At 37.7% G+C, this 12,403-nt stretch carries 10 protein-coding genes and 1 pseudogene; 10 read left to right on the forward strand and 1 reads right to left on the reverse strand.

All coding sequences use genetic code 11. The features are described from left to right. Positions 1-79 precede the first annotated feature (79 nt). The 3 genes and pseudogenes from G468_RS0100580 to nhaR all read left to right on the forward strand — a co-directional run bounded on the left by G468_RS0100580 (position 80) and on the right by nhaR (position 3,402). Positions 80-955 (forward strand): hypothetical protein, encoded by an 876-nt coding sequence (locus G468_RS0100580; RefSeq protein WP_026821427.1) that lies wholly within the window; start codon positions 80-82, stop codon positions 953-955. A gap of 168 nt (positions 956-1,123) precedes the next feature. Continuing rightward, the gene (gene nhaA, locus G468_RS0100585) at positions 1,124-2,308 is read left to right on the forward strand and encodes a Na+/H+ antiporter NhaA (RefSeq protein ID WP_026821428.1); all 1,185 of its coding nucleotides are present in this window, start codon (positions 1,124-1,126) and stop codon (positions 2,306-2,308) included. A gap of 183 nt (positions 2,309-2,491) precedes the next feature. Beyond that, a pseudogene (nhaR, locus tag G468_RS19350) lies at positions 2,492-3,402 on the forward strand (transcriptional activator NhaR). Between the two features lie 64 nt (positions 3,403-3,466). Here nhaR and rpsT read toward each other — a convergent pair. Continuing rightward, complete coding sequence (gene rpsT, locus G468_RS0100595; RefSeq protein WP_026821429.1) at positions 3,467-3,727, reverse strand: 30S ribosomal protein S20; 261 nt, start codon at positions 3,725-3,727, stop codon at positions 3,467-3,469. A gap of 337 nt (positions 3,728-4,064) precedes the next feature. Between rpsT and ribF the strand changes: the two genes are divergently transcribed. The 7 genes from ribF (at position 4,065) to carA (ending at position 12,402) form a co-directional block, all read left to right on the forward strand. After that, positions 4,065-4,994, forward strand: coding sequence for a bifunctional riboflavin kinase/FAD synthetase (ribF, locus tag G468_RS0100600; RefSeq protein WP_026821430.1), 930 nt, complete (start codon positions 4,065-4,067; stop codon positions 4,992-4,994). A 38-nt stretch (positions 4,995-5,032) separates the two neighbouring features. Further along, positions 5,033-7,849 (forward strand): isoleucine--tRNA ligase, encoded by a 2,817-nt coding sequence (gene ileS, locus G468_RS0100605; RefSeq protein ID WP_026821431.1) that lies wholly within the window; start codon positions 5,033-5,035, stop codon positions 7,847-7,849. Then, entirely contained in the window at positions 7,849-8,349 is a 501-nt protein-coding gene (gene lspA / locus G468_RS0100610; protein WP_026821432.1) for a signal peptidase II, read from the forward strand. Before ileS ends, lspA begins: the two co-directional genes overlap by 1 nt. Positions 8,350-8,410: 61 nt before the next feature. Next, a complete protein-coding gene (gene fkpB, locus G468_RS0100615; protein WP_026821433.1) occupies positions 8,411-8,881 on the forward strand; it encodes an FKBP-type peptidyl-prolyl cis-trans isomerase in 471 nt (156 codons plus the stop codon). After that, positions 8,862-9,812 carry a 4-hydroxy-3-methylbut-2-enyl diphosphate reductase gene (gene ispH, locus G468_RS0100620; protein ID WP_026821434.1) on the forward strand — a complete coding sequence of 317 codons (951 nt, stop codon included), beginning with the start codon at positions 8,862-8,864 and terminating at the stop codon, positions 9,810-9,812. The genes fkpB and ispH overlap by 20 nt, the downstream gene beginning before the upstream one ends. A 167-nt stretch (positions 9,813-9,979) precedes the next feature. Then, positions 9,980-10,801 (forward strand): 4-hydroxy-tetrahydrodipicolinate reductase, encoded by an 822-nt coding sequence (gene dapB, locus G468_RS0100625; RefSeq protein WP_026821435.1) that lies wholly within the window; start codon positions 9,980-9,982, stop codon positions 10,799-10,801. 434 nt (positions 10,802-11,235) lie between these two features. After that, positions 11,236-12,402 (forward strand): glutamine-hydrolyzing carbamoyl-phosphate synthase small subunit, encoded by a 1,167-nt coding sequence (carA, locus tag G468_RS0100630; protein WP_026821436.1) that lies wholly within the window; start codon positions 11,236-11,238, stop codon positions 12,400-12,402. Position 12,403: the final 1 nt, after the last annotated feature.

Consider the following 12,403-nt stretch of genomic DNA (forward strand, 5'->3'; position numbering starts at 1 on the left):
AGTGGATCAATTTTGATTGATCGGATTTAGATAAAAAGTGGATCAGTTTTCGGTGATCGTTGACAGATAGGAAATAATTATGGCAGAATCGTTAGCTATAAGAATAAAAAACTCATTTCCTTTTAACAAATCAGTTATCACTGAACAAAATTGCCAGCAATATTTTAAAAAAGAATTGCTTAATAGTTTGAAATCTATAGCAAATAATAGTAAAGCAAATATTAAAATTAGCGAGACATTCGAGATAGCAGCGGGAAAGTATTGTTCATTTTCCGCTGAAGGATTAGAGGCAATTTTAACTCATAAATATACTTGGAATGCGGTGGAGAAAATAAATAAAGTTAACTTACAAAAGTTTGGTTGTTGTCTTTTTGATTGTATAAAAGAGATAAAAAATTTAGATAATTTAGATAAATTAGATAATATACGATTACAAATAGGTGAAAATATTATAAATGTAATTGATTTAAAATTTTCAAGTAAGCATGAGAATGATAAGGACTTTAGTTATGTAAAAGAATGTAGCAATAAGATTGTTGACATGACAGATGAAGATAAAATAAACAAAGAAATTATAAAATGTTTTAATAAATTTATAACTATAAGTTATGTAGATGAATCAGCTATGAAAAATAAAACAAAAACGTCAGAGTTAACATTCGTTGAAAGCAGGACAGAAACAGCAGAAGAAATATTGGAATTATGTCCAGAGGAAGGAGAGAAAAAAAAGGAAATAGCACAAGGTGGAGGGGGTATGTTGAATAAAGCGGCAGAACAATCTCAGCAAAAATTAGAAATACGAGATAAATCAGGTTCATTGCGAGAAAACACTCCCAGTTTTTGGCAAAAATTAAGCCAAAAAACGACGCAACTTTTGGCTATATCGTGGGATTTTATCAAAAATAAACTCATCGGGTCTTTATTCCCTATTTTTTTTAGCACCAAGATTAACTAATCATTTTTCAATGTTAAGTGTGTCTTAAACAGCTAACCAGTAAAATAGCGTCTATATTGTTAGTAATTACTCGGTATAACTGTGTTATTTAAGCTTAAAAAAATGATTTTCCGAATTGTATGTATTAGCGTAAAATTAATTTCGTTAATTAACACTGAGGTTATAGTAATGACAGCAATTATACGACAATTTTTAAAGTTAGAAGCAGCAAGTGGGGTGCTGTTAATTATTGCTGCCGTCTTAGCTTTGATTATGGCAAATACCCCATTGCAAGCTATTTATCAGCAATTTCTTAATATTCCTGTTGCGGTTAAAATCAGCGCATTAAATATTGATAAACCTTTTTTATTATGGATAAACGATGGCCTAATGGCCATTTTCTTTTTGGTTGTAGGTCTTGAAGTTAAACGAGAACTGATTGAGGGCTCGTTAGCCGGTCGTGATAAAGCGATATTCCCTGCTGTTGCTGCGGTAGGTGGTATGCTGTTACCTGCTTTAGTATATCTATTTTTTAATGCTAATGATGAAATTGCCCGGCAGGGTTGGGCTATCCCGGCGGCGACGGATATTGCATTTGCACTTGGTGTTATGGCACTATTGGGTAAACGTGTACCAACAGAGTTAAAAGTATTTTTACTTGCCTTGGCGATTATTGATGATCTTGGCGTGATTATCATTATTGCTTTATTTTATACCAAGTCTGTTTCTATTATGTCATTAGGGTTAGCTACGCTTTCTCTATTGTTATTGATATGGATGAATTGGCGTAAAATTGAAAATACATCTGCTTATTTGGTTGTTGGCATAATCTTATGGGTTTGTATTTTAAAATCGGGTATTCATGCAACATTAGCGGGTGTCATTGTGGGCTTTTTGATACCCCTTAAAGGCAAACAAAATAATTCTCCTTCTGAACAATTAGAGCATCTTTTACATCCTTGGGTTGCTTATTTAATTTTACCATTATTTGCTTTTGCTAATGCCGGTTTACAACTTAGTGGTGTTACGCTAGCTAATCTTGCTAGTTCTCTACCGCTTGGGGTTGCGTTAGGTTTATTAATTGGCAAACCAGCGGGTATTTTTCTGTTTAGTTGGCTCGCATTAAAATTAGGTGTTGCAAAATTGCCGGCCAAAATAAACCTTAAGCAGATTTTTGCTGTTTCAGTGCTCTGTGGTATTGGTTTTACTATGTCAATTTTTATTGCTAGTTTAGCATTCGAAGGTTTAGATAATTTTAGTACTTATGCTCGACTGGGGATCCTCATCGGTTCAACTCTAGCGGCAATCTTAGGATTATTATTATTGAATTGCGCATTACCGAAGAATCCAATTAGCGCTAAAACTGCTAATTAGGCAAGATAAAGTTAATTTTAAGTTATATTCACGTGAAATAATTAGTGTTTTGTGCTCGTGCTACAATATTTTTATTTGTAGCACGAGTATCTTGTTTAGGTAAAATAAAATGGTTCGCTTATCTTCTGATGTTCAGAAAATAACGTATATAAACAGTTATCGGTGGTACAAAAAGGTATCGATATGAGAATGTCGCATCTCAATTTTAATCATCTCTATTACTTCTGGCATGTTTGTAAAGAGGGATCTGTTGTTGGCGCCGCTGAAGAACTTTATTTAACGCCTCAACAATAACAGGTCAGATAAAAGCGCTAGAAGAACGTTTGAATGGTAAATTATTTAAAAGACAAGGCAGAGGCCTGGTTCCTTCAGAACTTGGACAACTGGTTTTTCGTTATGCTGATAAAATGTTTGTGCTAAGCCAGGAAATGTTAGATATTGTTAATTATAGTCGTGAATCGAATTTATTATTTGATGTCGGTGTCGCTGACGCTTTATCTAAACGGCTGGTAAGCCGCGTCCTTGAAACAGCTATCGTTGAGCATGAGCAGATCCATTTACGTTGTTTTGAATCGACCCATGAGCTTTTATTAGAACAATTGAGTCAACATAAGTTAGACATGATCTTATCTGATTGTCCGGTTGATTCATCACAACAAGAAGGGTTATTTTCCGTCAAGCTTGGTGAATGTGGCGTTAGTTTTTTCTGTCGCAAACCAATACCGAAAAAACCTTTTCCACTTTGTTTAGAAGAGCGGCGATTATTGATCCCTGGTCGACGTTCTATGCTAGGTCGTCATCTACTTTCTTGGATCCAGAATAATAATCTGCAGATAGAAATTTTGGGTGAGTTCGATGATGCTGCCTTGATGAAAGCATTTGGTATGTATCATAATGCAATATTTGTCGCACCATCATTATACGCTAATGAAATTTTTTCAGATAATGAAGTGGTTGAAATTGGTCATATGGATAAAGTGAAAGAAGAATATTATGTTATTTTTGCTGAACGTATGATCCAGCATCCAGCAGTACAACGTGTCTGTAATAAAGATTTTTCTGGTTTATTTGATCAAACCTTTTATAAACCATAATAATCATTTTCAATAGTAATAAAAAAACCGGCTAAAGCCGGTTTTTTAGCAAAATCAAAATAACTTACATTGATTTGATTTGTGCCACTAAATTTGCTTTATGACGTGCAGCTTTATTTTTGTGGATCAAGCCTTTGCTAGCATAGCGATCAACAATAGGTTGCATGTCGTTAAATGCTTTTTGTGCTGCTTCTTTATCGCCGGTAGCGATAGCGGCATAAACTTTTTTGATAAAAGTACGCACCATAGAACGACGGCTAGCATTATGCTGACGGCGTTTCTCTGATTGTATGGCGCGTTTCTTAGCTGATTTGATATTAGCCAAGGTCCAACTCCCAAATATTTATTCTATCAAGGACACACTAAAGGCCGAGGAATATGCCTTTTTAGCCCTCATTTGTCAATGAATTTGTGTAAATAAGCATCGTGTACTGCAATGCAATCTGTTGTGATGACCTATGATTTTATCAGTTTACTGAGTGAGAATACAGTTTTAAATGTGAAAAAGGGGATGAAATTGCGGCAAAGTGGGTAAATTAACTATTTTTCTTGCCGACAAACAACAATTTATTATCTTTGTTATAAATATTAATCAAATGGTGACTTAACCTTGAAGGTAGTAAGCGGTATAATCCAGCAATTTTTATTATATTGAGCCGATTATGAAGTTAGTACGTGGTATACATAATATTCGCGCATATCATCATGGTTGTGTGTTGACTATTGGCAATTTTGATGCTGTTCATCGAGGACATCAGGCGTTGTTGAAACATTTAAAACAACAAGGTCAGCGTCTCGGACTGCCAACGATGGTAATGATTTTTGAGCCTCAACCATTGGAATTTTTTTTGGGTGCAAATGCACCAGCACGTTTAACGCGTTTACGTGATAAGATAAAATACTTTAGCGAATATGGTGTTGATTATTTACTGTGTGTTAAATTTAATCCCCCATTTGCTTCATTGTCACCGCAAGCTTTTGTTTCACAATTACTGGTGGAAAAATTAGGGGTTAAATTTTTGGCGATCGGTGATGATTTTCGCTTTGGCAAAGATAGGCAGGGAGATTTTAAATATCTCCGTGCAGCCGGGGAACAATATGGTTTTGAAGTCGCCAATACCGAAAGTTTTTGTGATGCCGGACAGCGAGTTAGCAGTACCGCTGTCCGGCAAGCACTATTAAGTGATAATCTTACGCTTGCTGAGAATCTTATGGGACACCCCTATCGATTAAGTGGTCGAGTGGTTCATGGTAGCCAGCTTGGTAGTAAGATCGGTTTTCCAACAGCAAATATACCATTTAACTGTTTAGTTATGCCTGTCAAAGGCGTTTATGTGGTAGAAGTATATGGTTTAGCCGACCATCCATTGCCGGCAGTAGCAAATATTGGTACCCGCCCAACAGTGAATGGGGGAGATAGGCAAATTGAAGTGCATTTGATAGATAGGCGCATGGATATATATGGACGTCATATTGACGTTGTGTTGCGTAAAAAATTACGCGATGAGCAGCGGTTTGCTTCTATTGATGAATTAAGACAGCAAATCGGTGAGGATATAATGGCTGCGAGGCAATTCTTCCAGTCGTCATAATTAAGATATTTAGCAGAAAAGTGGAACTGAGAATCTAAATGAGTGACTATAAAAATACCCTGAATTTACCGGAAACAGGGTTTCCTATGCGTGGTGATCTCGCTAAACGAGAACCACAAATGTTAGCCCGTTGGTATAAAGACGGTTTGTACCAAGCTATTCGCCAAGCCAAAACAGGCAAACCGGTGTTTATACTGCATGATGGTCCTCCTTATGCTAACGGTAGTCTTCATATTGGTCACTCAGTTAATAAAATTCTCAAAGATATTATCATTAAATCTAAAGGATTTGCGGGGTTTGATTCACCCTATATTCCTGGCTGGGATTGCCATGGTTTGCCGATTGAACATAAGGTTGAACAGATTATTGGTAAACCCGGTGATAAGGTTTCTGCTGCTGAATTTCGTGAAGAATGCCGCAAATATGCTAAAGAACAAATTGAAGGCCAGAAAGCTGATTTTATTAGAATGGGCGTGCTTGGTAACTGGGAGCAGCCTTATTTAACCATGGATTTTAATACTGAAGCCAATATTATTCGCGCGTTAGGTAAAGTGATTGAAAATGGCCATTTAGTAAAAGGTGCTAAACCGGTTCATTGGTGTACGGCTTGCGGTTCTTCCTTAGCGGAAGCGGAAGTTGAATATTATGATAAATCATCGCCTTCCATTGATGTACGCTTTAGCGCTATGGATGCCAAAGCCGTTTATGATAAATTTGGTGTAAAATCGACAATTTTACCGGTTTCGGCCGTGATCTGGACGACAACACCTTGGACATTGCCGGCTAATCGCGCGATTGCGGTTAACGCTGATTTAGAATATCAATTAGTCAAAGTTAATAATGATGAATGCTTAATTTTGGCAAAATCGTTGGTTGAAACGGTAATGCAACGTATTGCAGCAACAGAGTGGCAAATTGTCGCACAATGTAATGGTTCTCAATTGGAATCACTGCGCTTTCATCATCCCTTCATGAATTTCGATGTGCCTGTTATTTTAGGTGATCACGTTACTTTAGATGCGGGTACCGGGCTTGTACATACTGCACCAGGCCATGGCCCTGAGGATTATATTGTTGGACAGAAATATAAACTTGAAATAGCGAATCCTGTCGGCCCAAATGGTTGTTATTTACCTGATACTTATCCTGGCTTGGATGGGGTTTTTGTATTTAAAGCAAATGAGTTAATTATCGAACTTTTAGCGGCAAAAGGTGCACTGCTACATAAAGAAATGTTACAGCATAGTTATCCTTGTTGCTGGCGACATAAGACCCCAGTTATTTTTCGTGCAACCCCTCAGTGGTTTATAAGTATGGAAAAAAATGGTTTACGTGAACAATCACTAAAAGAGATCAAAGGTGTTAAATGGATCCCTGAGTGGGGACAAAGCCGAATTGAATCTATGGTGGCAAATCGCCCAGATTGGTGTATTTCTCGTCAGCGCACTTGGGGTATGCCAATGGCATTATTTGTGCATAAGCAGACAGAAAAATTACATCCACGTACGTTAGAGCTGATTGAACAAGTCGCTAGACTTGTTGAAAAATCGGGTATTCAGGCGTGGTGGGATCTGGATCCTATTGCCTTATTAGGAAGTGATGCAGCTGATTATGTTAAAGTCCCCGATACGCTTGATGTCTGGTTTGATTCTGGTTCTACCCATTATGCTGTTGTTGATGTTCGCCCTGAATTTAAAGGCCATTCTGCGGATTTATATTTGGAAGGTTCAGATCAGCATCGTGGTTGGTTTATGTCGTCTCTAATGCTGTCAACGGCGATGAAAGGTAAAGCGCCTTACCGAGAAGTATTAACCCATGGTTTTACGGTTGATGGACAAGGCCGTAAGATGTCAAAATCCTTGGGGAATACCATTAGCCCACAAGATGTCATGAATGATTTAGGTGCTGATATTCTAAGGCTATGGGTGGCTTCAACCGATTACACCAGTGAAATTGCTGTTTCTAGTGAGATTTTAAAACGTTCTGCCGATAGCTATCGGCGTATTCGTAATACAGCACGTTTCTTATTAGCCAATTTGAACGGTTTTGATCCGGCTTTGCATCAAGTTAAACCAGAACAAATGGTAGTATTAGATCGCTGGGCAGTTGGGCGGGCTAAAGCTGCTCAAACGGAAATCATGATGCATTATGCTAATTATGATTTTCACGCAGTTGCTCAGCGATTAATGCAGTTTTGTTCAGTTGAAATGGGCTCTTTCTATTTAGATATAATAAAAGATCGTCAATATACAGCAAAAAGTGATAGTTTGGCGCGGCGTAGTTGCCAGACAGCCTTATTCCATATCATAGAGGCATTGGTACGCTGGATTGCGCCAATCCTTTCTTTTACTGCCGATGAAATTTGGCAGCAATTGCCTGGTAAACATGGCAAATATGTCTTTACTGAGGAATATTATGATGGTTTGTTTGGCTTGGATGATAATGAAGCACTTAATGATGAATTTTGGAATGAACTATTAATTATCCGTAGTGAGGTTAATAAAGTTCTTGAACAAGCGCGTGCAGACAAACTGATCCGTAGCTCGTTGGAGGCTACCGTGACTTTATATGTAGATACCGAACTGGCTGAAATACTTAATCGTTTAGGTGATGAGTTACGTTTTGTATTATTAACCTCACAAGCTAAAGTCATTGATATTATCCAAGCCCCAGTTCAAGCACAGGATAGTGAACTGAGTGGATTAAAAATTGCTTTCCAGCAGGCGGAAGGCGATAAATGTCCTCGTTGTTGGCATTATGCAACGGATATTGGTCGGGAGGCGGAATATGCAGAATTATGCGGCCGCTGTGTTACTAATGTAGCCGGTAACGGTGAAATACGTAAGTTTGCCTAATGAAAAATCCTATTTGCTCTACTGGCTTACGCTGGTTATGGTTAACGGTTGTGATATTAATTGTTGATCTTAGTAGTAAGCAACTCATTTTGAATCATTTTCAATTATATGAGTCGATACCGTTAATGCCTTATTTCAATTTGGCTTATGCTCAAAACCCTGGTGCAGCATTTAGTTTTTTAGCTGATAAAGGAGGGTGGCAGCGCTGGTTTTTTGCCTTTGTGGCGATTGTCATTTGTGTGGTGCTTATCGTGATGATGTATCGTCAAAGCGTGAACAAAAAATTGAGCAATATCGCTTATGCATTGGTTATTGGTGGAGCATTAGGGAATTTGTGTGATCGTTTAGTCCATGGCTTTGTAGTTGATTTTATTGATTTTTATGTCGGCGACTGGCATTGGCCAACATTTAACATTGCTGATATGGCGATTTGCGTTGGTGCGGCACTCATTATTCTCGACAGCTGCATCAATACAGATAAGAAAGCGAGTGCATCTTAGTGCATCGTTTGTTTACGCTGATAACAGGTTGATTTATTTTTAACAGTAGGTTTTTATTGTCATGTTAAGGTTAGTACAAGCAGATAGTGCCGTGTTGCTGCATTTCACGATGAAACTTAAGGATGGTTCAATTGCTGATTCAACCTATGATCAGGATAAACCGGCACTTTTTCGCCTTGGCGATAAAAGCCTCTCGCTCGCACTGGAAAAACAATTAGTTGGTTTAAGTGAGGGTGAGAAAAAAACGTTTACTTTAGGCGGAGAGGATGTATTTGGTAAATCAAACCCGGATATGATCCAATACTTTATGCCAAAAGATTTTATTCAGATCGGGATGCCTGAAGTTGGTGCCATCATATTATTTACCGCGATAAACGGCAGTGAAATGCCAGGGATCGTAACCGCAGTCACGGAAGAGTCTATCACCGTTGATTTTAATCACCCGTTAGCGGCTCAGGACATCATTTTTAACATTGAAGTGTTGGAAATTGACCCGAAATGGGAGGGATCAAATGCAAATATTGCTGGCTAACCCGAGAGGTTTTTGTGCAGGTGTTGATCGGGCAATTAGTATTGTTGATCGTGCACTGGCGCTTTATGGTGCTCCGATTTATGTTCGTCATGAAGTCGTCCATAATCGTTATGTGGTTGACAATTTACGTCGGCGCGGCGCGATTTTTATTGAACAAATTACTGAAGTGCCTGATGGGGCTATTTTGATCTTTTCTGCTCATGGTGTTTCTCAAGCAATTCGGCGGGAAGCTAAGCAACGACATCTGACCATGTTATTTGATGCAACTTGTCCGTTGGTGACTAAAGTACACATGGAAGTGGCGCGTGCTAGTCGTAAAGGTAAAGAAGCCATTTTAATTGGTCATGTTGGACACCCTGAAGTAGAAGGTACAATGGGACAATATAATAACCCGGCGGGTGGTATGTATCTCGTTGAATCGCCGGAGGATGTTTGGAAGTTACAAGTAAAAGATGAAAATAACCTCTGTTTTATGACGCAGACTACTTTATCAGTTGATGATACTGCTCATGTTATAGATGCACTAAATACGCGTTTTCCAAATATTATCGGGCCACGTAAAGATGATATCTGTTATGCAACCACCAATCGTCAAGAAGCGGCACGTGAGTTGGCCAATAAGGCTGATATTGTACTGGTTGTTGGCTCTAAAAATTCTTCTAATTCCAATCGTCTTGCTGAACTGGCGCAAAGAGCCGGCAAACCTGGTTACCTAATTGACTCTGCTGATGATATTCAAGAAGATTGGCTGGAAAACATGCAGATTATTGGTCTTACTGCTGGCGCTTCTGCACCAGATATTCTTGTTCGCCAGGTTATTGAACGCTTAAAAGTTTTAGGTGCCAGTGAAATGATCGAACTTGCTGGTCATGAAGAAAATATTGTTTTTGAAGTGCCAAAAGAGCTGCGTGTTGAAATCAAGGAAATATAATAATTGCTGTTTTGGTATTTTATTAAATTAATTTTTTAGTGCAGCAATTTATTTACTCATTAAGCCAACTCTAATGGCTTTTTTTGTCACTGATGCTTACTAGGATGAGTGTTAACCTTATTGAACTCAAGATATTTAATCTGTTTTTTTAATCAAGAGAGAAAAACATGACTAATTCAGATATTCGTGTTGCTATCGTTGGTGCTGGTGGTCGCATGGGACGTGAACTAATCAAAGCAGTTTCACAACAGGATGGTGTTACTCTAGGGGCGGTGTTAGAAAGAAAAGGCTCAAGCATAGTAGGTACTGATGCCGGTGAGTTAGTCGGTATTGGCCGTTTAAATGTTATAGTCAGTGATGATTTGATTAATGTTTTAGATAAATTTGATATTTTGATCGATTTTACCCGTCCCGAAGGTACGCAATATTACCTGTCTGTTTGTAAAAAATATGCCAAAGCGATGATTATTGGCACGACGGGTTTTAATGAAACTGAACGAAAGTCGATTGACGAAACGGCGAAAACGATCCCTATTGTATTAGCGGCAAATTTTAGTGTCGGCGTTAATCTGGTGTTGAAGTTATTAGAAAAAGCAGCAAAAGTGATGGGCGAATATAGTGATATTGAAATTATTGAAGCTCATCACAGGCATAAAGTCGATGCACCCTCAGGAACCGCCTTAGCAATGGGTGATGTTATTGCTAAGACAATTGGCCGTGATTTAAAAAACTGTGCAGTTTATAGTCGCCAAGGAATTACAGGTGAAAGAGAAAATAACAGCATTGGTTTTGCAACGATTAGAGCTGGTGATATTGTTGGAGAGCATACAGCAATTTTTGCTGATATTGGTGAAAGAATAGAGATAACTCATAAAGCAACAAGTCGCATGACGTTTGCAAATGGCGCTGTTAAGGCTTGTTTATGGCTAAAAGGGAAAAATAGTGGCTTATATAGCATGAAAGATGTATTAGATTTAGAAAATATTTAAATTCTTATTTATCTATTGCTTTGATAAATTATAATTATTTTGGGATTTCGTATTTATTTTTAGTTTTATTATGTTTTTTATTTGATGGCTATGATTTTTGTCATTTTAAATAAAAATTTTATTGATAATAGATGAATTTTTGCGCATTTATTATAATGAAATTTATTTAAACCCCACTTTTACAATTATCTTGTAGTGCAATCGATTATCTTGCTAAGATAAACTATCATTTTACTAGTTACATTGATTTTTTATTATAAATTAGCTAAAAAAATAACAAAAAATTATTTTTTACTAGACAATCACTCTTCTCATCATTAGATTGCGCGCAATTTGCCAAAAATTTGCATAAAGTCCATTTTGGCACGAATTTATTGGCTTACGCATGAATAAATATGCTAAATATATAATTTTTTATTCTTTTGGAGGGTATTTTGATTAAGCCAGCTATATTGGTTCTGGAAGACGGAACCCAGTTTCATGGTCATTCCATTGGGGCTGAAGGAATTGTTGTTGGAGAAGTTGTTTTTAATACATCAATAACTGGATATCAAGAAATTCTCACTGATCCTTCCTACTCCCGCCAAATTGTTACACTCACTTATCCCCATATCGGAAACACAGGCATCAATCCTGATGATGAAGAGTCTGCCATCATTCATGCTCAAGGGCTAGTGATATGTGATTTATCATTAATTTACAGTAATTTTCGTGGCAAAGAGAGTTTATCTGATTATTTAAAGCGCCATAAAACAGTCGCCATTGCTGATATTGATACACGTAAGCTTACACGGTTATTAAGGGAAAAAGGCGCTCAGAACGGCTGTATTATTACTGGCGATAATTTAGATGTCCATTTGGCATTAGAAAAAATTAAATCATTTGGTGGTATAACAGGGCTGGATTTAGCTAAAGAAGTCACCACCAAAGACGTTTATGCCTGGCAGCAGCAGAGTTGGCATCTGGCAGCCGATGGATTATCGGCTACTAAGGCGCGGGAGCAACTGCCTTATCATGTCGTTGCTTATGATTTTGGTGTTAAACAAAATATTTTACGCTTACTCGTTGATCGCGGTTGTTATTTGACGGTTGTGCCAGCAACCACACCGGCTGATGAAGTATTAAAAATGGCACCTGATGGCATCTTTCTTTCTAATGGTCCGGGTGATCCCGCCGCTTGTGATTATGCAATAAACGCAATCAAACAGTTTTTAACCACAGAGATCCCTGTTTTTGGTATTTGTTTAGGTCATCAATTACTGGCATTAGCCAGTGGAGCAGATACCGTTAAAATGAAATTTGGCCATCATGGTGGTAACCATCCAGTAAAAGATTTAATTAATAATCGTGTCATGATTACTGCACAAAATCACGGTTTTGCGGTTGATGAAGCAACATTATCTGACAAATTGCGAGTTACTCATAAATCGCTATTTGATGGCAGTCTACAAGGAATACATCGTACCGATAAACCTGCATTTGGATTTCAAGGACATCCTGAAGCAAGTCCTGGCCCTAAAGATGCAGAACCCCTATTCGATTATTTTATTGAATTGATTAAAAAGTATCGTCAAATAAATTTAGCTACTCAAGTTGATTAAT

The organism is Arsenophonus nasoniae DSM 15247, assembly GCF_000429565.1.
In the GTDB taxonomy this organism is placed as follows: domain Bacteria; phylum Pseudomonadota; class Gammaproteobacteria; order Enterobacterales; family Enterobacteriaceae; genus Arsenophonus; species Arsenophonus nasoniae.